Below are 21393 nucleotides of genomic sequence, written 5' to 3'. Positions count from 1 at the left end.
ATATATAATATTATAATGTATAAGCTGCATTGATGACGAGCGACGAGCTCGACACATGATACTTGCCATAGGCGACGCCTATCTTGAACCGCTCGAGCGACAGTCCGGCACCCAAGGACAGTCCGGCGCCGTGGCTGCTCTCTTCGTCGTCGCCGCTCACTATCTTCATCTCGTTGGCACGGCGCATATTGTATCCAGCGGCCACGTAGATGTTATCGGAGAGCAACACGTCGACGCCCAAGACCCAGTGGTAGATGAACTTGTAATCCCAATGGTTCATGTCGACCATCGTGGCAGAGATGCGGAAAGGCGTATGCTCGATGCGCTTGCTGGCTCCGAGCTGCACATCGATGGGCATCGACTCATAGTCGTCGTTGTAGGCTTTGAGCTGGCCTCCCAGGTTCTTGGCGACCAGCGACAGCGACCACTCCCGGTCGGCGTCGTAGTAGTTGAGCCCCAGGTCAAATCCCGCCGCAATGGAGTTGTAGTCGCCGATATACGACGTCACCATGCGGGCGGTGATGCCTCCCGCCAGGCGGTCGGTAAGCAGATAGGCAAAGGTGGCGGAGAGGGCAAGATCCTTGGCGGAGAACTCGCCAGTCTGCACGTTGCTCGCATCGGTGCGCCGCATCGTGCCATAGTTGATGTACTGCGCCCCGAAACCCAGTGACGCGCGGTCTGCCAATACCAAGGAGTAAGATGCACTGAGCATATTGGCACCCGACATGTAGTTCATATAGTTGAAACCGATGGTCTTGTCGCTCACCGATGAAAGCAGGGCGGGATTGTGGAAGGCAAGAGAGGCATCGTCGTCGGTCAGCGTGATGTTGTCGCCACCCAACGCCGCAGCATGCGCACTCACCGGCAGTCGCAGAAAGTTGTATGCTGTCTGGCTCTCCTGTGCCCGGCATGACAGAGCTAACAGTAAAAGCAGGAGAGTAAATGTACTTTTTTTCATCTATTTACCTGATTATTTCGCAAAGTTACGAGTTTTTTCAAAAAACTGAGTTAAATTTGCATATGAATTAATGCAGACGACACAAAATAATTGCCGACAATGGACAAAGCATCTCATACCAACTCTGGCGACATCGACAGCAAGCGCCTTCCGAGCTTCCTGCTGGGTGTGGTGCTTGCCCTGTCCATCCTCTACGTCGCCCTCGAGTACACCTCTATATCCCAGCCCTACCCGACCGACGACTCGCTCGACGAGATGGTGCAGGACATAGACATGCAGACTCCCGCCACCCAGCCAGACATGATGGCTGCCACCCAGCCCGATAAGCCGGTGACCACACAGGTCAAGGCGGTAGACAAGGAGGTGGACTCGCAGACCGACGAGGCCACAGACAACAGCGCCGAGGGGCCCACCTTAGTGACGGGCGGCGACGAGGCTCTCACGGACAAGGCCCATGTGAGCGAGGCCATACCCCAGACTCCTGCCGACGACAAGCCCATCCACTTCAGGGTGGTCGAGCAGATTCCACAGTTTGAGGGCGGCATGGAGGCGTTCACCAAATGGCTCACGCAGAACCTCTGCTATCCCGCCGAAGCCCAGCGGGGCGGCATACAGGGCAAGGTGGTGGTGTCGTTTATCATCAACCGCGACGGCAGCATATCCTCGCCCAAGATAGAGCAGTCGGTACATCCGCTGCTGGACCGCGAGGCGATGCGCGTGGTCAAGATAATGCCCCGGTGGAAGCCCGGCAAGGAGAACGACAAGCCCTGCCGCACGCTATTCGCCATCCCCATAGTGTTCCAGTTGTAGAATCCCTAAAACAAGATAATTATGATGACAGCCGACGAAATTCTTGCCAAGTTCAATGAATTCCTTGAGCATCTGCCTTATGACAGAAAACCGTTTAGTCTTTATGAACCCGTCAAGTATGTACTCTCTCTGGGTGGCAAACGCATCCGTCCCACGCTCATGCTGCTGGCGTACAATCTCTACAAGGACGACCCAGAGTCTATCCTTATGCCCGCCTGCGCCCTGGAGACCTACCACAACTATACACTGCTCCACGACGACCTGATGGACAATGCCGACCTGCGCCGCGGTCACATGACCGTGCACCGCCGTTGGGACGCCAACACCGCCATACTCAGCGGCGACTCCATGCTGGTGCTCGCCTATCAGCGCATGGCCCAGTGCCGTCGCGACAAGCTGGCCGACGTGCTCAACCTCTTCACCGAGACGGCTCTGGAGATAGGCGAAGGTCAGCAGTATGACATGGAGTTCGAGCAGCGCAATGATGTAACAGAGGCAGAGTACATCGAAATGATACGCCTGAAGACCAGCGTGCTGCTGGCGTGCGCGCTGAAGATTGGCGCGCTGCTTGCCGACGCTCCCGAGGCCGACTGTGACAACCTCTACCGCTTCGGCGAAAAGATAGGACTGGCCTTCCAGCTGCAGGACGATTTCCTCGATGTCTATGGCGATACCAAGGTGTTTGGCAAGGCCATCGGCGGCGACATCCTCGCCGGCAAGAAGACCTTCATGCTCATCAATGCTCTCGCCCATGCCAACGACAGCCAGCGCAAGGAGCTCGAGCAGTGGCTCGCCATCAATGACAGGCCGAAGGAGAAGATTGAGGCTGTGACCAGACTGTACAACGAGATTGGCATCGATAGAATGGCTACCGAGAAGATAGCCTTCTACTTCACGGAGAGTCATCGCTATCTCGAGGCAGTAAACGTAGACGAGTCGCGCAAGATAGAACTGAGACGCTATGCCGAACGAATGATGAAACGCCAGTACTGATGACAACATTCATAGATACACATACGCATCTCGACGGCGAAGAGTTTGCCAACGACAGGCCCGAGGTCATCGCCCGGGCCAAGGCGGCAGGCGTAGGCAGCGTCTTCATTCCCGCCATCGACGTGAAGAGCGTCGCCACGGTGCTCGATGTCTGCCACCAATACCCCGGCTACGCCTATCCCATGATAGGTCTGCATCCCGAAGAGGTGCGAGAAGACTGGGCTGAGCAGCTCGACACGATGCAGACGATGCTCGACGCCGACCGCAACGGCAAGCAGGAGTTTATAGCCATCGGCGAAGTGGGCCTCGACTACTACTGGTCGCGCGAATATGAACGCGAGCAGTTGCTTGCCTTTGAGCGGCAGGTGCAATGGGCAATAGAGTATCGGCTGCCACTGATGATACACTGCCGCAAGGGGCAGAACGAGATGGTAAAGCTACTGCGCAAGTATGAGCAGGAACTGGTAGGCGGCGTATTCCACTGCTTTACCGGCAACAAGAACGAAGCCCAGGAGCTCCTCGGCTTCGAGCGGTTCAGCCTGGGTATCGGCGGAGTGCTCACCTTCAAGAGCAGCCATCTACGCGATGACCTCCCCGCCGTCGTGCCGCTCAGCCGCATCGTCCTCGAGACCGACAGCCCCTATATGGCGCCCGTCCCCCATCGCGGAAAGCGCAACGAGAGTGCCTATGTGGCCGACGTAATGCGCTGCCTGGCCGCCAGCTACGGCGTGAGCGATGACGAGGTGGCCCAACAGACCAACAGGAATGTAGAACGTATCTTCGGAATAAAATAGGGTAAATATAAAAAAACTCAAGACAAAAGCCACGATTACCAAAGTTTTTTCGTACTTTTGCACGAGCTAAGAGGAGAGATGCTCGAGTGGCTTAAGAGGCACGCCTGGAAAGCGTGTATACGCCAAAAGCGTATCGGGGGTTCGAATCCCCCTCTCTCCGCCAAAGAGTCCTGTAAGTCGAAAGACTTGTAGGACTCTTTTATTATAATCCTGCCGTGCCTTTCAAAAATTACATTTACGACCAATAGTGTAGTTTTATACATTTTCTATATCATTTCATACAAACCATCTGCAACGATTTGCTTATGGCATATACATAGCCTAATTATGTATAGAAAAGCAATGAAGAAAGTATTAGTAGTTAGTTTTGGGCGGTATGATGGCGTAAACATAATTTGTGTTTACTATCAGACTCTTGCCAACATGCGTAAAGAAATTCTGCTTCAGCTTGTTAAAGGCTTCCACAAAGTAGTGCAACTGGAACGTCATCGTCACCGACTCTCCGTTGAAGAGATGCACGTCACAGTAGTTGCCAAAAGCTTCTATATAGGCAATGTCGTCCGTTGGCAACATAGTTAGATTCAGTACAGCATAACTCATTGGAAATCTTGCATTATTCAGAGGGTTGAGACGATGGCGGTGCAAACGTTTGCATAACTTTTTCCCCATATTTTCCATCTTCCCTAATATAGCGTAATGCAAAAATACATATATTTGCAGTCGAAAAAAACCAAAGAACGAGGATGGTCTTGGTTCTGCATAATGTGCAGGACCTGCTCTACTAACTAAAAACGTAGCATATCTATTAATAACGCGATAATTCTGAAAAGATGAAAAAATTAACTAAAAGCCTATTTGTCCTTATGTTGATGCTTGGGACAATATTGGAGATGAAGGCAGCAGATGCATATCTGCTTACAGCCCAAAAAAATCAACGGTATCGTTGGTGAGTATAAAGTGCCAAGCAACCATCAGCTTGCTCAGAACACTTCTTATGGCGACAATGTGTATTCCCTTAAAATCACTTCCATGCCCGAAACGAGTTTCTGGTTCCGTATCGGAGTGTCAGGGGAGAGTAATCAGATGCAGCCTGAAGTCAATGGTGATCCGCTTACGATAAACGAGGAAGGAACACAAAATCCCACCTATTATTCTATAGAAAGCGACTGTTATGGAAGCAGCAATGCCTGGAAAGTAAGCTATACGGCGGGCGAATATGAATATCTCACGGTTAATGTGGACATCACAGAAGGCGCGACGCGCCGCGTATGGATAGAAGGAAAGAAAACTTCCGCAGGAGAAAGCGGTGAGCCTGCAACAGATGTAGAACCGGGTTACTATCTCGTGGGCAATTTCTTCTCGCAATATAATAAAGGTGGAGAATATAATCCGGGAGGCGACGGCGCAACGATAGACTATAAAAAACATGTGTATTTCAAATTCGAACAGCAAAGGGACAAGAGCTATTCGTTCAGCATCCCGGCATGCCTCACGGCACATGCACAGATTCTTGCTGTTGACGAGTATGACAATAAGATGGTTTACGGACCGGGCGAGGTATTCAACCTGCATGGTGCAAAGGATAATACCAGCGCATGGCCGTCAACAAACGGAACTGTGGGAACTATTTGTGGAACAACAGGGGCAAAGACACTTCTCGGTTCTGCGACAATGGAAGAGGGCAACAACTACTGGAATCTCGTGACCCGCAATGACGGAGTGATAGACGACGATGGCATGTATACCTTCAGCTTTACGCTTGACAAAGACGGAAAACCCTCCGACTGGCAGGTGAAGCATGATGCCAATACACGTGTGACTTATTTTATTGACAACAAGGAAGGGGCTACGGCGCAGCCGCTCTATGACACTCGTACAGGTGGCCAGGGAAAATTCAGCGACAAGATGGAAGCTCCGCTCTATTTTGATGGTTCCAACAGCTATTGGGCAATCGATTATATTGTGAATGACGTATCCTCTACAGGGACACTTGCTCAGGCTAAAACGGCAACGCCGGATATTCATGCCACAAAGAGCGTAAACAACAATTCCGGAACTCACGATAAACTATTCTTCCTCGGCAACGGAGGCGTTGACTACAATTCTACCAGCGAGTATCGTGACAAGGTATGGGCTAACCAGAAACCTTTCACCCTTCATCTGCAGGGTATAAAGAGAATACACTATAATCCTAACAAAGGAAATAACGATTTGTCAATGCAAGACGGCAGTTATGGTCTGTCGGGCAGTATAGAGATAATCAACGGCAATGCTGACGATGCTGAGTCCCTGATAAAAACCATGTCTATGATAGGCGATGCCGTGGAAGGAACTTATGATGCAGCAACGGGCAATTGGCAGTATACTTCTACCGCAGGAGACATGAAGTATGATGACAACGAGCATTGCTTCTCGCTGACGATATCTACTGTAGACGCAAAATACGCCAAATCGCATTTCAGGTTTGTTGCCAACCATGACGCAGACCAGAACTGGGGCGAGACGGACAACAATATTACAAACAATACCGGATTTGCAAGATCTGCTTATGATGCCGCCGATGATGGCAACCACTCATGTATGGCTGACGATGCAAACGACGTGCAGTTCCGTAAAACGGCGAGAGAGGATGAGGAGGGCTTCGGAAGCACAACTCCTAATAAGAAGGATATCCTCTGGAACCGTCCCGCAGGAATATGGACGATAAGGTTCTACCCAGAGCTCGACAAGGATGGTAAAGACATCTCTCGCTATACCATATCAGAAACAAAAGTCATCAAGATGCCTTTCACCTATTGTGTAGGGAAGTTTATCCGTACATACAGCAACAATGTGGCAATGGCACCTGTCGACGACAACGTGAAAGTGTATGAGGCATATCGCTACAAAAAACCGGAGAATGCAGGAGACCCACTTTCACAGCGTATGGGTACGGTTTATCTTCGTCAGCTCAAGTATATTCCGGCAAATATGGGAGTGGTACTCGTAGGGGAAGTACCAGAGGGAGAATCATTCTCAGACTATGCCACACTGAATTTCTCCTTGAGGGAAGCACCGGCTGAAATGCCGTTAGAAGGTGATAATTACACGGCAGTGTGGACAAAGGCAGACGAGTATGCCGGTCAAGAATGGAACAACTATCTCAAGCCGACAGTCACGGCTATCGACAATCTCGGAAACGCTGATACCGATGCTGATGGAAAAATACTCCATCGTTTCTTCGGCCTTGCAAACTTCCATTCCACAAACTATTACAAGCAATATCAGACCGGAGACGACTATATCGGTTTCTTCCGCCTTACGCAGAATGGTAGAAGCGAAGCCAACAAGGCGTACCTGAGTATTCCGGCAAATGGTGCTGTAGACGGTGGGGTAGGAGCGAAGTTCGGGTATATCGATTTTAACGGACAGTTTCTCGGAAATGAGACGGACCTGAATAATCAGTCGCTTGCCAAGATGGCTATTGTCTTCGATGACGAAGATGATGGCGGAAGCACTACTGCTATAACAGAAGTCAAGCCGAATAGTACAGACGGCAACGCATCGTTCTATACCCTTCAGGGAGTAAAGGTGTCACGTCCTGTCAAAGGAGTGTATATTCATAATGGAAAGAAATTTATCAAATAAGAAACCAAGGAAATATGAAAAGTTATATTAAGCCGGAAGTCAATGTGTATAAAGTTAGAATCGAGTCTCTTCTTTGTGGAAGCGAAGGTGGACAGATAGGATGTGGGTTTGCCCCAAAACGTGACTCTTCTCTCTTTGATGAGGAAAATGGTGACGGACATACTGGTCGCGGCGATTTTTGGAATGACTAAGACTTTGAAGATTGAATGAAATATTCTGAATAAATGTAGTTTTAGTTGCGATAAGCAATCCGGTTAGTAGTGAGACAATCTGTAAGTAGCTTTAGTGGATATTATCCCTAAAAGCTCTTGCAGAATGTCTCTTTTTCGTTAGAAAAAGTGTGTATTTGGTTGATTATTCGTTAGAGAGAAAGTTTGTCATACGGCATGCCGGTATACAAATTCAGCCACCATCTTCTTGCCGTCCTTGTCCATTTGGCGCATACGGCGGTAAAGTGGAAGACAAACGTTGATGACTTTGTCAAGTGAAAGCGCATAAAAAGCCTTGTTTGCGTAATAAATGCCTCCGAAAGGAGTGATTTTCTCAGATTTTATATTTACCTTTGCCATATGTCAGATATTCTTTATTATAAGTCTGCTAATTTAAGGGGTTAAAGGAACTGCTTTATCAGCTTATGCTTGACAACGACCGCCTTGTGGCTGTCAATGCGCTTTGGACGTTTACCCATTTCGCTGTCGACGACAATGTTTGGCTGTTTGCCGACCCCAAGTCGCCCTATGCAATAAGGGCGCAGTGCATCAAGCTTGCCTACGAGCAGATGAAATACTGGTCCGAATTGCTTGATGAACTGCGCCAGACACTTGACTTGATTAGCTGCGAACCGCTTTCGCCAGGGCTGCGCTCAGCTTGGAAGCAGGTGATGAAGAAAATTTTATCCTGTAAAGTATATTGACACACCTAATGCGTATCTTTGCATTTGAATTAATTATACTACTATTATGGAAGAATCAAGGAAACTCTATTATGGATTTATACCGAAAGTACTTAACGAGGAACTCTTGTCATTTCTATGTAACAAGCATAAGGGCGAAATAGGACTTGGAGTTAAGAAGAATTATCCTCGTCTGCGCATACGCTATGTTATTGACAAGAACAGATTCGGTTATGCCGACTTTGGTGACTTCTTCTTTTGGGAAGATGGCGGTCTGTATGTTTGGCAACAGAGTGAAGAATTTGAAGAAGACCATAATCCTGACATTGTAGAAGACTACTTCGGACATTCTTGTGAAGGACGTGGCTATACGTTGCGTTCTATCTTTGCAGGAATAGACACAGGTTATGATGACAGCAATGGTAGTAGGATGTTCACTGGCGATGTTGTGCTGGTAAAAGAACCTAATGGATACGAAATGGGAGCTTTATGTCTTGCCTCGCCATGTGGTTTAATTAGTGATGGGTTCTATGGCTTTCCTTTGGACAATCACAGTTTGACGTTGGATATGTGTAAGGATGAAGGTTATAATCTTGAGCGTATCGGAACTATATTCTATCAACTCGACCCTTGCGAAGAACCTGTTTCTATATGGGAGCAGGCATTGACCTTCAACAATACTTACCGTGATAAATAGGAAGAATCCGTCTTACGAACTATGGCAAGATACACGCCAAACTTTGATAAGGAAGCATGGAAATACTTGGGACTTGAGATACTTGGAATCGAGGAGTTTAATTGGAAGTAATCAAATAAACATTAAGAAGATGAAAGTTTATATTGTATTTATACAAGACCTTTTAATAGGTAGAAATGAAGAGTTTGATAATGCAGACAAAAAACGCATCAGACTTATTAGACATAAGGACAATAGAAAAGAGAAATTAATTGACGGAAAGAAATATTCCAACTCACTTTTCGATTTGTATCTTAATGAGCATGACGTGTTCCTTAGTTATCAAAGTGAGCAAGTTGAAAAACGTTTCAAGGATGTTGACTATATTGTTTCGTTTATTGGCGAAGAAGGTATATCGTCTCGATTTGTTGGAGTCTTTAAAAATAATGGCGTATTGAAAGAAATAGAAGACTATAATGGAGAAGTGCAAGCCAAGTTTGATTTCTCTGAACTTGATGGCTTCCAACTACTTAAAGAAAGAATCGTAATAGATTGGAATAATCCTGTAAGTTGGCTTCAAGGGTTTAACAATAAAATGAAAGTAATAAGAATCGATCGTGGGCTACAAGAGAATAATATTCCTGTCTTTACCAGTTTTGAGGATGTAGTTCTTAATTATAATCAACTTAAAATGATCTTTAAATCAAACAATAAGGAGTGGAAGGCCAAGTTGGAAAGTTGTAATTGTATCTATCTTATCCTTGACAAATTAACTGGTAAACAATATGTGGGTTCTACATATAATACTAAAGGCATTTGGGGACGTTGGGAGATATATGCTAATACAGGGCATGGGTTTGATAAAGATTTACAAGAGCTTATCAATAACGATGCCACTTATGCTCAAAAGTATTTTCAATGGTGTATATTAGAAACATTGCCATTGAAGATATTGGAAGAGCATGCTATAGATAGGGAGTCGCTCTATAAACGCAAGTTTGGAACACGTGAGTTTGGCTACAATAACAATTAAGCCTATGTCACTCATACAAAAGTATATTTGGGTAATTAAGACCATTCATCGTTCTGGGCGCATTACATTGAAAGATCTCAATGAAAAGTGGCGTCAGAATATAGATCTTAGCCGTGGTGAGAACTTGCCACGGCAAACATTTGATCGTTGGAAAGGCGGTATCCTTGATATGTTCGGCATTGTGATTGATTGTGAGCAACATGGCAGATACCATTATTATATAGCCAATCCCGAAGTATTAAATGAAGGGGAATTGCGTACATGGCTTCTTGAAACCTACGGCACGGCAGAAACATTATCAAGCAGCATATCTATCCATGATAGAATACTGACAGAAGATATTCCTTCAAGCCAAGACTTTCTTGCAACAATACTTGAAGCGATGAAGTCAAATGTAGTTCTACAGATGACGTTTCGTTCTTTTTCGATGCAAGAGGCAAAGACGTTTCTTGTTGAACCGTACTGTGTGAAAATGTCCGCACAGCGTTGGTATATGTTAGCAAGAAATATAGACTATAACTACTTGCGTTTGTATTCTCTTGATAGAATAGAAGGTGTTAACTTAACAGATGCTCATTTTGTTTTGCCAAAAGATTTTTGTGCAAAAGAATATTTTGCAGAATACTTTGGAATTGTATTGGATGAATCTGCTCCGCTTCAGAGAATAGTGTTAAGGGCAGATAAATATCATCAGCACTATATGCGCACATTGCCGTTGCATCACTCGCAAAAAGAAATCAATGCATGTGATGATTATGCCGATTTTGAATTAACATTGCGTCCAACCTACGACTTTTATATGAAACTAATGAGTTTCGGCAATATGATAAAAGTGTTAGAGCCCAAAAGTCTTCAGGAGAAGATATGTATATGGTTGGATAAAACAATAGAGGTTTACAAATAAAGATAGTTCTACAAGTATGGAATCAAGGTTATTTCAAGTCTTAAAGGCTTTCAAAGGCGCTGATGGTTGTGAAGCGAACCTGTTTAAAGAGTTTAAGAAAATAGCTGAAGCTGCATTCTTCTCGGGCTATTTTCTTATTAATGGCGGTTGTAAGGATGCGTATAGACTAAAGTTGACCTGCATCGAATTCTATTACCATGAGGATGATGGCAATATTAAAGATGAAAAAAAATATCTGAAAGGGAAAGATGAATTTGGTTATGCTTTAGGTGCTGTATATCCAAATCCATCGGGCGTTGATGTTTTGTTTGATGACCCACAAAAGAAATATCATGCGTCTTTCTTGATTAGAGGATATAAAGCTATTGTGCCTGGGGGAAAAGAATGGGAGAATAATGAAAAAAGAAAAGATTGGGCTCCTCATGATCTTTGGTATGATATATTTGGTGGAGCAAATATACTAAGCAATGGTAAGTTTTGTATAGAATGGATAGATGAGCCTGATGAAACATCAGGCTATGCAGAACCTATGCAGCGAATCAATATAAACGACAACAGATTATGGGGATTTAAACGAGTTGAAAAGCTATGATAACAGAACAATATAAAGACAAAGTGTTTTTTTCACAGTTGCTACGTACTGATTATCCCAATATCTATAAGGATGTTTGTGAAATTCTGGATGCTAATAACGTAGCGCATGAAACACTTCCTTTAACTAAGGATTATTGGTGTCGTGATTATATGCCGATACCATTTGCATGTGATAGTTTCTCCCAATTTGTCTACAATCCCGACTATCTAAGAGGAAAGGAAAATTATATTACTGACGTAGATAAAGTAATGAAGAAGATTGATAGAACTAATTTAATCGTTAATCATTCTTCTTTGGTTATAGATGGTGGAAATATTGTTGTTGGCGAAATAGAACAACCAAATTTTTACACCACGAAATCTTTTATTGTAATGACAGACAAGGTGATGATAGAAAACGAAGGATTATCTCAAAACGAGATAGAATCTCAAATTCGGGATTCTTTCAAACCTAAAGAATCTAATTCAATTATTGATGATATAATTATAGTATGGCTACCATGGGATAAAAAGGATGTTTGTGGGCATACGGATGGAATATTAAGATTTGTCAGCCCACAAAAAAATGGCAAACCTGTAGTGTTAACTAATCTTTCTGTATATGATGATGGTATTGCGACTCAAATGCGTAATATCTTGATGGAACATTTTTATGTTATAGAGTTGAATCTTTCTGAATATAACGAATTAAGTTGGGCATATATCAACGCTCTTCAGACGCGTGATGTTATTATTGTTCCAGGAATTGGCAATACAAAACTTGATAATGAAGCAATGAGTCATTTTATTGCTTTATATCCAGATTATAGAGGAAGAATTTATCAAGTTCAGATGAAAGAATTTATCGAGAAATGGGGTGGAGCTTTGAATTGTTGTTCATGGACAATTAGTGAAGATATGTCCAAATTGCATCACGATATAGAGAATGACAAAAGATATAATTCTATTATAGAGAAGTATCAGAAAGACTCTAATAGTGTATGCTTTGATGAAATCCGATTCCTTGGTGACTATTATCCTAAAAAACTAGAGAATGATAATAGGGATTTGGATCGTTTGTATTATGGTTTTTAATCTGGGAGCTTTCGGAAGATGTACCGGCATAACATTCGTTGATTCCAAGCATATTGTTTCTTTGATAACAAGCCAAAGGCATTGCAAGGATACTGCATCGAAGACACGAAGCAACTTACATTGTTCTAAGGACAGAATAATCTCTTTCGATGCTTTTTATATAGCCCATGTCTGATGGCATGGGAAGAGAATTCATGTATCTGTCTTCACATGCAACTAATCGCTATTTTATCCCGAATTGGGGTATTCTTATAAAATATGCCGATGGCTTTGATAAACACAGACATAACAAAATATTACTAGTTTAAGAATATTGTGATTTTATACTCTCTCCTCCATGTATTTCTCCGGGTCGCGCAAAAAATCCATAAGATTTATAATATACACGCCTTCTTCATTCATGTAGGTAGGTTGTAGCCCATTTACAATTACGATTCTGCGAAATCCGTCGCGAAGTTTACGTAGTGAGGTCAGTTCTTGATTTCGTTTTTCTTCTGTTTCCATCGCATAGGCCGATTGGATGTATACTCGCTCATAGCCACGGTTGCAGACGAAATCGATTTCCAGCGTCTTGCGCTGACGGGATCCATCCTCGATTTTCACTTCGGTAAACACCTGTCCTACATCCACCTTCATTCCAATAGCACGAAGCTCGTTGTAGAGCATATTCTCCATCATATGCGTTGGTTCTACTTGCCGAAATCCTAATCGGGCATTTCTCAGTCCCAAATCCTCAAAGTAATACTTAAACGGCGAATCTATGTATTTTCTTCCTTTAATGTCATAACGAGTAACACGTTCCAACACGAACGCATCCTCCATATATTCCAAGTAGAGACGTATGGTATCCACCGAAATGCTACTATGCTTTACACTTTTAAAAGTGTCTGCAATCTTTGGAGGATTGGTCAGACCACCCACACATGATGCCATGATGTCCACTAGTTCTGACAAATCGCTATCTTGACGAACTTCATATCGCTCTTTTATGTCACGCAAATAAGTATGCTCCATCTGCTGTTCCAGATAACTCACCTTCTTGTTGACATCGTTTTCTAAAACGACCTGTGGCAATCCTCCATAGAGCATATATTCACGAATCATATCTTGCGAATAGTCATCACGGAAATCTGCTACTTCTCTGAAGGTCAATGGACGCACGTGTATTTCATCTCCTCGTCCACGAAACTCAGTGATTACATCCTTAGACAGGAATTTTGCATTAGAGCCAGTAACAAACACATCCACATTGCTTATGCTTAGGAATGAGTTCAATACATCCTCAAACTCGCTGACCATCTGTACTTCATCCAGCATAACATAATATTGACCGTCTGGTGAAAGACGGCTATCTATGTATTGAAGTAATGCGTCGGGGTCTCTCAAACTTTTATTCAGTCGGGTCTCCAAATTTACCCCTATGATATGGTCTTCTTTCACTCCTTGTTTTATGAGGTAGTTCTTGAAAAGGGTGAACAACAGGTATGACTTGCCGCATCTGCGCATTCCTGTTATCACTTTTATCAACCCATTCCCACAACTGTGGATAAGTAGATCCAGATATTTATCTCTACGGATTTCCATATTTCTATTCGTTTATTTTGTGTAAATACACATTATTAGCGACCACAAAGTTAGCTTTATTCCTTTGTACACGCAAATTTCAAGGCAAGAAAATGAGTCAATGGTCACATTTTTAACTCTTACAAGGCAGTTTTTCCTTCATACAACGCCGATAGACGTTATCAACAGTTGGGGCATCTCTAAGATGTATGCCACCCAAATTGTCAAGAATGTCAATGGCGAAAACTTCACTATGGCGGCACTTGTTATGCAAGTGAATGGCTTCCAATTTCAAGGCAAGGTATATATTGCTTTGGATGAAGGTTCTGACTACTATCGTATCTTTGGAGAGAAGGACGGAACGACTAAAGAATATCATCATAATATAGCTTTTGATGAACTTGGCGATGTACTTGACTCAATGATAGAGACTGGAGGTATGAGCAAAGAAGATACCAAGCAAAGGTAAAAGACTTTGTCTGTAGCCTCTGACATTAAATCTATTGGCGCAAAGTGGCTCAGCAGAAAAAGGTGGGGATTATTTTAATTTTTTAGTTTCTTGTCACAGTTATCGGTGGCCACTTATTGCTGTAACTGCCTGTAAAGTTATGATAAAAAACAATATTCTCCAATTTTTGACCTCACATGAAGGTGAAAATGACGGAATACTGTGGTATAGTCTTAGTTGCTGGTTTTTATCGTTGTCAAAGTTGATGATTGGTATGTCGTGGCGAGCCTTTTAATGGCATTCGCCACGACCATGACATGCATAGCTAATACTTACGACGGCGGTCGAAAATGTCTATCTTTATATCCTTGATGATATAGTCTTTCAAGAGATTGGCCACACCATATGGAGTGATGTCATCGGGCTGGTTATAGCAAAAATCATCGTCATCGACAGTGTATGGAGGTACAAATGTCACTACGATACTTGCTGTATTTACCGCACCCGCTGTGTCAGACCTTACGGGGGTGCATTCCATACTGCGTAGCCAGGCTCCGCATAGGTAGGTTTTCCCCTTTGGGTCTATATAGGGGGATGTGCCCTGCGACTCACAATCTTTCAGGGGCATTTCCCATATATACTGATTGATTAGCACCTCAAACTTCTTGCCGATAAAATAGCTGCGCTGGTCGTAGAAATTCTGTTTTAGAAAGGCTATTGTATCTCCTCGAAACTCTTTCAATGAGTGGTAGGTATAACTCTGTGCGCATACCTTAGACAGCCCTGCTATGAAGGCTATGAGCAATAATAACTTTTTCATTCTTGGCATATTTTAGTGATTATGTATTTTGCATTGGCTTTCTTGTAAGCCCCGTATGAAGTATAATGAGTTTCAATATCTCCACCGGCATCTTTCTCATTTTTAATTTTCGTAAGGCAAACACCAGTATCAAAATATTGTAAGATAGCGGCAAGTCGGAATAAGTTTTTATCTTCTCCTTTGTATTTGCTAAATGATTTCTTTTCCGTGTTAAAAAAATAGAGAATGTCTTGCAATGTTTCCTTCTATATTTGTATCTATTGTTGGAATATCTCCCCATGGACTATAAGGTTTTCCCCAATATCCTCCTCTATTGGGGTGTGGGGCTGTAACCTCGTATTCTGGAATTTCGAGTTCCCAGTTATCAGAGCTATCTGCGTCGGCAAATCTGGTCAGAGACGATTTGAGACCCTGATAGAGCCTCTTTGATGAGATTAGAATCCGACGATAGACATAGCAAAAATACAAATTAAATCTGAGGAACTCATTCCTTTTGGAGGAATATTTTCAATCATGGAGCAATTTGACTCCACATTGTCATCCGTAATCGACTCAACCCTCGGTCTAAGGTGTAGATTGTTCCATCTCATGGCACGTTTTCTCGCCATGACAGAGCTTAAGTAAACTTAGCTCTGCTCATCTGGCTTAACGAAAACGTTCGTTTCCAACAGAAAGACACGCTGAAGATGTTCTTTGAAAGATTTGAACAGAACTGTCTTACTATCAATTATTTCAGAGCTGATTGCGGGTCATGTTCCGAGGAAATCATAATATGCTACTTTAATGGGGACGTATCTCGAATGGCACCCAAAATAGGAACCGTCGTATGCGGAACCGCATGTACGGTGGTGTGAGAGGTCGGAAAACGAAAGTAGGAAGAAAACTACTTCGTTTTCCTCCTACTCGATTTATTGTTTCCATTACACTCCCGACGGTGGGGATGATAGATAGGACGGTGGAGATGATAGATAGGACGACGGAGATGACCCCGGCTTACTTGGTGACCACCTTGATGATGCACTTGGGTTCACGCCCGGCTTCCTTGGCATACTTGACATAAGTCGCAGTACCCTTGTCCTTGATAATCGTCACCGAATCAATCTTGGAGGATGGCGTCTTCTTCATTTCCGAATAAGGCACTATCTTGCCATTGATGACGCAGAGCACATCCTCCTTCTTGTCTACACTTGTGCTCTGGGTTGTATTCACCGTGACGCTGTTGCCGTCGACTTTCGTTACAGTTGTAACCGTCTTCACGTCACTTATGGTTCTGCCTTTGGTCTTATAGTCAGAAGTGATGATGACGTGAATGTTGCTCACTGGCTCTATCGAGTATTTCACGATGGTCTTGCCATTGAGTTGCCGGCCGTCAAAGTTTTCCACCTGATGTCCATCTATCACATAGACCGGCTTTTTAATCTTCTGCGCACTCATGGTTGCGACAGAGAGTACTGCTACGAGCAGTAAGATAATCGTTCTTTTCATTTTGATATGATTTAGAAGTTTATGGATTGCGATACCAATTCTATGGATGACTCGCCCGAGCCCCGCCTGAGCATATACGAGTTGGAGTTACCGTTGTCTGACACGGTACTGACCTTGAACTCGTCGTCGTGAGAAGAGATGACGATATCATCGGGCACCACATCGGCCAACAGAGCCACCGCCTCCAGCAGTTCTGGGGTACTGATGCGCTCGGTCTGCTTCTCCTGCGGTCTGCCAGCAGACTTGGCGGGTTTGGGAACCGTCTCTGCGCGAGGTTCTACCTTCTGGGGCGGCACATTGGGCGTGGTCTCCACTACGCGCTTGACCTCAGCCTGCCGCCTAACCTCAGCCACAGGCTTCTGAGCCATCTCCCCGCTATTCCTCATCATGGGGATAGCGATTACCATGACCGCTACGGCACAGGCAGCCACCGCCCAGATCCACAGAGTTACGCTCTTGCCTTTCTTTCGGGGAACCCGAGCCAGCATGGCGTCCTTTTCATCCTCACTGAAGTCATAGACATCGGTAGAGAAGCTGTCAAACAGCTCCTTAAACACCATCCACTCTTCGGGGATAGCCTCAGCCGTGCTGAAGTAGTCCGACAGCAGCTGTTCTTCCGACTCCGTTGTCAGTCCTTGGACAAACCTTTCAAGAAGTTTTCCTATGTTTTCCTTAGTCTGTATCATAACTCTGTCCCTTTCATTAGTTGTACGAGCGCCATCCGAGCCTTGCTTATCATGCCCCGGACCGACGACTCCGACGTTCCCATTATCTTGGCGATATCCGCATACTGCATATTCTCCACATTGCGCATCCTGAGCATTGCCCGTTGCTTGTCTGTGAGCGCCTGAATATTACGTTGCAGCCGTTGCTGTCCCTCCCGTTCCTCCAGCTGTATCTCCGGATTGGCGTGCGAGGCCACCTCCCATGCCCCATCGATAGAGACAGTCTGCCGCTTGTCGCGCAGCATGTTGAGCGATACGTTCCGGCAAACCACGGCAGCCATATTCCTCATCTTCGAGGCTTCTGCCACACGGTCTCTGACTACCCACAGCTTCACAAGAGTCTCCTGGACGGCATCCTCTGCGTCGTCTGCGTCGTTCAGATAGTGCCTTGCCTGCTTCAGTAGATTGCTGCGCAGACCCTCTACACCATGTATGAACTCTTGTATATCCATCGTCGCTAAGATTTGTTACTACTATAATAACACAAAAAGCCTGGTTTCGCTACCAGAGCAACCAGACTTTTTCTTTATAGTTGTCTACTAAGCCAACCAGATGGTCAAGCATAGCATTATGGATGCAACGATAAACCGCAGAAAACGTCGCAAGATTTGCGACAAAGTTAATAAATAAATGTCGCAACCACAAACAAAAGCAGGGAATTTAGATATAAAAAGACAATAGTACGACTCAGACGACTCGCAACCGATGACAGCGCTGCGGGCATTACCATTAGCGGCGCCGTGACCACCATGGGCGGCTCGTAACTTATGACACGAGACCTCGTGCCTTATGATACGTAGGCTCGTAACATATGATACGTGAACTCGTATCATAAGGCACGAACCGGCAACCGCCATGAACTCGCTTATTATCGACGGCTTACACGATATTCAACTACAACCCACAGCGATGCAGCACTAGGCTCCATGACGGCGTCTGCCTTTCCTGCCGCTGCAAAGATGGACTAAGAAAAGGTGATTACGACTTTTTCCGCTGCAAGCATGGACCAAGCAAAGGCGCATACAACACTTATCGCTGCAAACATGGACAAAAAAAGATGCTTGCTGCCCTCTTGGCTGCAAACATCTATGCTAAAGTCTACGCCGCTACCCTGCTCCACAGCCTGCCTGACGGCGGAGAGGGCAGAGACGGTGGTTATCTCTTCATATACTCAGTGGGAGTGGTGCCATACGCCTTGGAGAAGCACTTGGAGAAGTAGCTGCTGTTGGAGAAGCCCACTGTATACATCACCTCCGACACGCTGAACTTGCCCTCCTTGAGCATGAGCGCCGCCTTGTGCATGCGTATGTCGCGGATATACTCCACGGGCGTCTTGCCGGTCATCGCCTTGAGCTTGCGGTAGAGCTGCTTGCCACCCATGCCCACGATTTCCTGCAGGGTGGTGACGTTGAAGTCTGAGTCTATCATGTGGGCTTCTATCGCCTCGTTGATTTCCGTGAGCAGACGCTGGTCCGCGGGGCTCAACTCGGGTTCCTCGATTTCCACCTTTTCTGCCTGGATGCCCAGATAGCTGTTGGTGAGGTCGAGTATCTCATCAAAAGAGCGATGACCCACCGCGCTCTTCAGGTCTTCGGCCAGTCGGTTGAAGAAACTCATACGTGCGTCGACCTGCTCGAGTATCTCCGCCTTCTGGCGGCGCTCCTCTGCCAGTCGCTTTCTGACCCACACAAACTTGAGGCTACCCCAGGCGATGGCGGCAGCCAGCAGGGTGTAGACGAGTTTGGCCCAGAGCGAGAGATACCATGGTGGCAGTATCGATATGTCGAGCCTGTAGACCTCGTCGCCGATATTGCCCTCGCCTTCAACGGCATGCACCGTGAGATGATAGCTACCATGGGGCAGGCCGTTGTAACTTATGTCCAGATTGCGATGCGTCATATACTGCCAGTCGTGGTCGCTGCCCTCGAGGCGATAGGCATAGACCGCCGAGGGATGGTCTGAGAAGGGCAGGTCGGTAAGCTGCAGCGTGAAGTTGTTCTCGTCGCTCTCTATCACCAGTCTGTCCATGGTACGCGGAGCCTGCTCGAGGGTTTTCACACGACCGTCGTCGCTGCCGGCTGCCCGACCGTCGGCCATAGCCCCCTGCAGCTGGCGGCCATTGACCATCACGCCAGCGAGCATGAGCCTCCGGGGATGGACGCTCGCTGTGGGCGCGTCGGCATTGAGCGTCACATAGCCGTCATTGCCACCCATCACCACCTGGCGCTGCGTGGGCGAATAGTAGATGGTCATGGGCGTGATGTCCTGGGGTATCTTGAATCTGAAACTCTTGCCGTCGAGGCCGATGACACAGCACTCCTGGCCGCTCACCACCCAGGTGTGCCCGTCGACATCGCTCATACATGCCACCTTGCCGCCTATCTGCCACTCGCGGGGCTTGACGGGCCATGTGGCTTTGCCCTCCATGACATAGCATCTCACCTTGCCATTGCTGCCCATCCACACATTGCCACGGGCATCGGCCATGATATAGTTGACCACATCGTCCGCGGGCACAGCCTCGATCTTCATGGTCTTGGGATTGATGCGGTCTACGTGGTTGCCGGTCGAAGCCCACACCATACCCTGGGCATCGGTTACCAACTGGCCCACATGCAGCGCCGAGAGGGCATTGGCGCCGTGGTCGGCAAGATGCACATCGGCCACGAGCGTAGCCGTAGCCGACGGCGATGAAGCCGTGGCTGCAGTGACGGTCTGCACGAGCCGCTGGCGGTCTACGACGAAGATGCCGCCCATGTATGACGCCATCCACATGCGTCCCTGCCGGTCTTGGAGTATATCATAAGCCCACGCTGTGGAGTATCTGCGCGTGGGGTCGTAGACGATGAAGTTGCGCATCTGGCCCGAGCGGCTGTCATAGAGGTTGATGCCGTGGTCGGTACACACCCAGACGCCGCCCTCGCGGTCTTGATAGATTTTGCGCACGCGGTTGTGGCTCAGCGGGTGCTGGCTGTTGTTCTGCCGATACCATGCCTTGCCCTGTCTTATCACGCCATTGGTGCCACCCATCCACCATTCGCCGTCGCGCGTCTGGCAGAGAGCGTGCAGACAGTTGCCCTCATTAGACAGGGTAGCCTTGTAGAGCGGAGTATATATATAATAGGTATGGGACGACAGGCGCGACAGCCCGTTGTCGGTTCCTATCCACACATTCTGCCACTTGTCGACATAGCATGCCCACACGATGTTGTTGGGGATAGACGAGGCGTCGTGGGAGTCGTGCTGATAGTGGCTGATGGTACCACTGACAGCCATGGAGAAGAGTCCGTCGTCGGTGCCAATATACAGGGTGCCGTTGGCAGCAAGGGCAAAGCACTTGATGGAGTGACCGTTGAGGGCGTCGATACGGGTAAACGACTTCAACTGCAGGTCGGCGCGGTAGAGGGCGCCCTCGGTGCCTATCCAGTAGCAGCGGCGGTGGGCATCGTAGGCAAGGGCGTTGACCAGTGGCTGGGTGCCCTGGCAGAAGGCTATCTGCCTACGGCCGAGATAGAGTCCGGAGATGGTGCCCTTGAGCAGCCCTCTCCGCGTGGGAAGCAGGGCGTAGACATCGCTGCCATAGCCGTCGCTGCCATGACGCAGGTCGATGACGCGCAGCTCGGTGGGAGTCTTGCGGGTAGTGGTAGTGCCCGCAGCAGTGGCGGTACTGGGTCTATAGGCATAGGTGTCGAGGTCGAAGGCCTGCAGACCGTTGGCGGTGGCAAGATAGAGCATATTGGACTGCTGCGCCAGAGCATTTACGCGCGTATTGGCCACCGTACAGTCGCCGAAGTGGCGATAGCCGTGGTACCCGTCGTAGCTGAAGAGTCCGGCATCGGTACCTATCCACATCAGGCCCTGACTGTCCTGCATGATGGCGTAGATGGTCTGCGCTCCGTCGAGCGTGATGTTGGTAAACCGTTGTGCATGGAGCGCACAACAGATGATGTGCATGAATATAAACATGCCAATATGTCTGATAGTCTGCTTCATATAC

At 46.6% G+C, this 21393-nt stretch carries 22 protein-coding genes, 1 tRNA gene and 1 pseudogene; 14 read left to right on the top strand and 10 right to left on the bottom strand.

Features of this window, described 5'->3' with window-relative positions; all coding sequences use genetic code 11:
- Nucleotides 1-10: 10 nt before the first annotated feature.
- Complete coding sequence (gene porQ / locus CIK95_RS04625) at nt 11-958, bottom strand: type IX secretion system protein PorQ (RefSeq protein WP_094422555.1); 948 nt, start codon at nt 956-958, stop codon at nt 11-13.
- 99 nt (nt 959-1057) lie between these two features.
- On the opposite strand from porQ, the gene CIK95_RS04620 reads away from it, so the two are divergent.
- From CIK95_RS04620 to CIK95_RS04605, 4 genes are all read left to right on the top strand, one after another.
- Nucleotides 1058-1768 carry an energy transducer TonB gene (locus tag CIK95_RS04620; protein WP_094389194.1) on the top strand — a complete coding sequence of 237 codons (711 nt, stop codon included), beginning with the start codon at nt 1058-1060 and terminating at the stop codon, nt 1766-1768.
- Between the two features lie 21 nt (nt 1769-1789).
- Entirely contained in the window at nt 1790-2761 is a 972-nt protein-coding gene (locus tag CIK95_RS04615; protein ID WP_173849860.1) for a polyprenyl synthetase family protein, read from the top strand.
- Nucleotides 2761-3555 carry a TatD family hydrolase gene (locus CIK95_RS04610; protein WP_094466409.1) on the top strand — a complete coding sequence of 265 codons (795 nt, stop codon included), beginning with the start codon at nt 2761-2763 and terminating at the stop codon, nt 3553-3555. Before CIK95_RS04615 ends, CIK95_RS04610 begins: the two co-directional genes overlap by 1 nt.
- A gap of 72 nt (nt 3556-3627) precedes the next feature.
- Nucleotides 3628-3718: transfer RNA gene (locus CIK95_RS04605), tRNA-Ser, on the top strand.
- A gap of 191 nt (nt 3719-3909) precedes the next feature.
- Here the strand turns inward: CIK95_RS04605 and CIK95_RS04600 are convergent.
- Nucleotides 3910-4128 (bottom strand): LytTR family DNA-binding domain-containing protein, encoded by a 219-nt coding sequence (locus tag CIK95_RS04600; RefSeq protein WP_158215091.1) that lies wholly within the window; start codon nt 4126-4128, stop codon nt 3910-3912.
- A gap of 330 nt (nt 4129-4458) precedes the next feature.
- On the opposite strand from CIK95_RS04600, the gene CIK95_RS04595 reads away from it, so the two are divergent.
- Complete coding sequence (locus tag CIK95_RS04595) at nt 4459-7182, top strand: hypothetical protein (RefSeq protein WP_094466407.1); 2724 nt, start codon at nt 4459-4461, stop codon at nt 7180-7182.
- Nucleotides 7183-7196: 14 nt separating this feature from the next.
- Complete coding sequence (locus CIK95_RS13125) at nt 7197-7373, top strand: hypothetical protein (protein WP_158214789.1); 177 nt, start codon at nt 7197-7199, stop codon at nt 7371-7373.
- A gap of 186 nt (nt 7374-7559) precedes the next feature.
- Here the strand turns inward: CIK95_RS13125 and CIK95_RS04590 are convergent, their stop codons facing one another.
- Complete coding sequence (locus CIK95_RS04590) at nt 7560-7751, bottom strand: hypothetical protein (protein ID WP_094386708.1); 192 nt, start codon at nt 7749-7751, stop codon at nt 7560-7562.
- 65 nt (nt 7752-7816) lie between these two features.
- Between CIK95_RS04590 and CIK95_RS04585 the strand changes: the two genes are divergently transcribed.
- The 7 genes and pseudogenes from CIK95_RS04585 to CIK95_RS13620 all read left to right on the top strand — a co-directional run.
- Nucleotides 7817-8095: a hypothetical protein gene (locus tag CIK95_RS04585; protein ID WP_094466406.1), complete on the top strand. Its 279-nt coding sequence runs from the start codon at nt 7817-7819 to the stop codon at nt 8093-8095.
- A 46-nt stretch (nt 8096-8141) separates the two neighbouring features.
- Nucleotides 8142-8771: a hypothetical protein gene (locus CIK95_RS04580; protein WP_094386706.1), complete on the top strand. Its 630-nt coding sequence runs from the start codon at nt 8142-8144 to the stop codon at nt 8769-8771.
- Between the two features lie 130 nt (nt 8772-8901).
- Nucleotides 8902-9783 (top strand): GIY-YIG nuclease family protein, encoded by an 882-nt coding sequence (locus CIK95_RS04575; protein ID WP_144007731.1) that lies wholly within the window; start codon nt 8902-8904, stop codon nt 9781-9783.
- 4 nt (nt 9784-9787) lie between these two features.
- Entirely contained in the window at nt 9788-10687 is a 900-nt protein-coding gene (locus CIK95_RS04570; RefSeq protein ID WP_094384395.1) for a YafY family protein, read from the top strand.
- 16 nt (nt 10688-10703) lie between these two features.
- Nucleotides 10704-11279 carry a hypothetical protein gene (locus CIK95_RS04565; RefSeq protein WP_094466404.1) on the top strand — a complete coding sequence of 192 codons (576 nt, stop codon included), beginning with the start codon at nt 10704-10706 and terminating at the stop codon, nt 11277-11279.
- Nucleotides 11276-12355: an agmatine deiminase family protein gene (locus tag CIK95_RS04560; protein WP_094384399.1), complete on the top strand. Its 1080-nt coding sequence runs from the start codon at nt 11276-11278 to the stop codon at nt 12353-12355. The genes CIK95_RS04565 and CIK95_RS04560 overlap by 4 nt, the downstream gene beginning before the upstream one ends.
- A gap of 48 nt (nt 12356-12403) precedes the next feature.
- Nucleotides 12404-12484 (top strand): annotated as a pseudogene (locus tag CIK95_RS13620) (IS982 family transposase); the annotation flags it as partial.
- 192 nt (nt 12485-12676) lie between these two features.
- Here the strand turns inward: CIK95_RS13620 and CIK95_RS04555 are convergent.
- Nucleotides 12677-13939 (bottom strand): ATP-binding protein, encoded by a 1263-nt coding sequence (locus CIK95_RS04555; RefSeq protein ID WP_094466403.1) that lies wholly within the window; start codon nt 13937-13939, stop codon nt 12677-12679.
- Nucleotides 13940-14039: 100 nt separating this feature from the next.
- Here CIK95_RS04555 and CIK95_RS04550 point away from each other — a divergent pair, with 100 nt between their 5' ends.
- The gene (locus CIK95_RS04550; RefSeq protein ID WP_094466402.1) at nt 14040-14387 is read left to right on the top strand and encodes a hypothetical protein; all 348 of its coding nucleotides are present in this window, start codon (nt 14040-14042) and stop codon (nt 14385-14387) included.
- Nucleotides 14388-14691: 304 nt separating this feature from the next.
- On the opposite strand, the gene CIK95_RS04545 is transcribed toward CIK95_RS04550, so the two are convergent.
- From CIK95_RS04545 to CIK95_RS04515, 6 genes are all read right to left on the bottom strand, one after another.
- A complete protein-coding gene (locus tag CIK95_RS04545) occupies nt 14692-15186 on the bottom strand; it encodes a hypothetical protein (RefSeq protein ID WP_094466401.1) in 495 nt (164 codons plus the stop codon).
- Nucleotides 15183-15422 carry a hypothetical protein gene (locus CIK95_RS04540; RefSeq protein ID WP_094384407.1) on the bottom strand — a complete coding sequence of 80 codons (240 nt, stop codon included), beginning with the start codon at nt 15420-15422 and terminating at the stop codon, nt 15183-15185. The genes CIK95_RS04545 and CIK95_RS04540 overlap by 4 nt, the downstream gene beginning before the upstream one ends.
- A 757-nt stretch (nt 15423-16179) precedes the next feature.
- On the bottom strand, nt 16180-16671 hold the full coding sequence (locus tag CIK95_RS04530) for a hypothetical protein (RefSeq protein WP_144007730.1): 492 nt from the start codon (nt 16669-16671) through the stop codon (nt 16180-16182).
- Nucleotides 16672-16682: 11 nt separating this feature from the next.
- Nucleotides 16683-17357: a hypothetical protein gene (locus tag CIK95_RS04525; protein ID WP_094466399.1), complete on the bottom strand. Its 675-nt coding sequence runs from the start codon at nt 17355-17357 to the stop codon at nt 16683-16685.
- Nucleotides 17354-17848: an RNA polymerase sigma factor gene (locus CIK95_RS04520; protein WP_094466398.1), complete on the bottom strand. Its 495-nt coding sequence runs from the start codon at nt 17846-17848 to the stop codon at nt 17354-17356. The genes CIK95_RS04525 and CIK95_RS04520 overlap by 4 nt, the downstream gene beginning before the upstream one ends.
- Nucleotides 17849-18551: 703 nt before the next feature.
- Nucleotides 18552-21389, bottom strand: coding sequence for a two-component regulator propeller domain-containing protein (locus CIK95_RS04515; RefSeq protein ID WP_094466397.1), 2838 nt, complete (start codon nt 21387-21389; stop codon nt 18552-18554).
- Nucleotides 21390-21393: the final 4 nt, after the last annotated feature.

The organism is Prevotella sp. P5-108 (assembly GCF_002251385.1).
Taxonomy (GTDB): Bacteria; Bacteroidota; Bacteroidia; order Bacteroidales; family Bacteroidaceae; genus Prevotella.
This window is presented reverse-complemented; position numbering and strand designations above follow the sequence as displayed.

What these genes read in the sequence shown, in the direction of transcription:
- porQ (WP_094422555.1), bottom strand. Translation starts at nt 958, where the DNA reads ATGAAAAAAAGTACATTTACTCTCCTGCTTTTACTGTTAGCTCTGTCA.
- CIK95_RS04620 (WP_094389194.1), top strand. Translation starts at nt 1,058, where the DNA reads ATGGACAAAGCATCTCATACCAACTCTGGCGACATCGACAGCAAGCGC.
- CIK95_RS04615 (WP_173849860.1), top strand. Translation starts at nt 1,790, where the DNA reads ATGATGACAGCCGACGAAATTCTTGCCAAGTTCAATGAATTCCTTGAG.
- CIK95_RS04610 (WP_094466409.1), top strand. Translation starts at nt 2,761, where the DNA reads ATGACAACATTCATAGATACACATACGCATCTCGACGGCGAAGAGTTT.
- CIK95_RS04600 (WP_158215091.1), bottom strand. Translation starts at nt 4,128, where the DNA reads ATGTTGCCAACGGACGACATTGCCTATATAGAAGCTTTTGGCAACTAC.
- CIK95_RS04595 (WP_094466407.1), top strand. Translation starts at nt 4,459, where the DNA reads ATGCATATCTGCTTACAGCCCAAAAAAATCAACGGTATCGTTGGTGAG.
- CIK95_RS13125 (WP_158214789.1), top strand. Translation starts at nt 7,197, where the DNA reads ATGAAAAGTTATATTAAGCCGGAAGTCAATGTGTATAAAGTTAGAATC.
- CIK95_RS04590 (WP_094386708.1), bottom strand. Translation starts at nt 7,751, where the DNA reads ATGGCAAAGGTAAATATAAAATCTGAGAAAATCACTCCTTTCGGAGGC.
- CIK95_RS04585 (WP_094466406.1), top strand. Translation starts at nt 7,817, where the DNA reads ATGCTTGACAACGACCGCCTTGTGGCTGTCAATGCGCTTTGGACGTTT.
- CIK95_RS04580 (WP_094386706.1), top strand. Translation starts at nt 8,142, where the DNA reads ATGGAAGAATCAAGGAAACTCTATTATGGATTTATACCGAAAGTACTT.
- CIK95_RS04575 (WP_144007731.1), top strand. Translation starts at nt 8,902, where the DNA reads ATGAAAGTTTATATTGTATTTATACAAGACCTTTTAATAGGTAGAAAT.
- CIK95_RS04570 (WP_094384395.1), top strand. Translation starts at nt 9,788, where the DNA reads ATGTCACTCATACAAAAGTATATTTGGGTAATTAAGACCATTCATCGT.
- CIK95_RS04565 (WP_094466404.1), top strand. Translation starts at nt 10,704, where the DNA reads ATGGAATCAAGGTTATTTCAAGTCTTAAAGGCTTTCAAAGGCGCTGAT.
- CIK95_RS04560 (WP_094384399.1), top strand. Translation starts at nt 11,276, where the DNA reads ATGATAACAGAACAATATAAAGACAAAGTGTTTTTTTCACAGTTGCTA.
- CIK95_RS04555 (WP_094466403.1), bottom strand. Translation starts at nt 13,939, where the DNA reads ATGGAAATCCGTAGAGATAAATATCTGGATCTACTTATCCACAGTTGT.
- CIK95_RS04550 (WP_094466402.1), top strand. Translation starts at nt 14,040, where the DNA reads ATGGTCACATTTTTAACTCTTACAAGGCAGTTTTTCCTTCATACAACG.
- CIK95_RS04545 (WP_094466401.1), bottom strand. Translation starts at nt 15,186, where the DNA reads ATGAAAAAGTTATTATTGCTCATAGCCTTCATAGCAGGGCTGTCTAAG.
- CIK95_RS04530 (WP_144007730.1), bottom strand. Translation starts at nt 16,671, where the DNA reads ATGAAAAGAACGATTATCTTACTGCTCGTAGCAGTACTCTCTGTCGCA.
- CIK95_RS04525 (WP_094466399.1), bottom strand. Translation starts at nt 17,357, where the DNA reads ATGATACAGACTAAGGAAAACATAGGAAAACTTCTTGAAAGGTTTGTC.
- CIK95_RS04520 (WP_094466398.1), bottom strand. Translation starts at nt 17,848, where the DNA reads ATGGATATACAAGAGTTCATACATGGTGTAGAGGGTCTGCGCAGCAAT.
- CIK95_RS04515 (WP_094466397.1), bottom strand. Translation starts at nt 21,389, where the DNA reads ATGAAGCAGACTATCAGACATATTGGCATGTTTATATTCATGCACATC.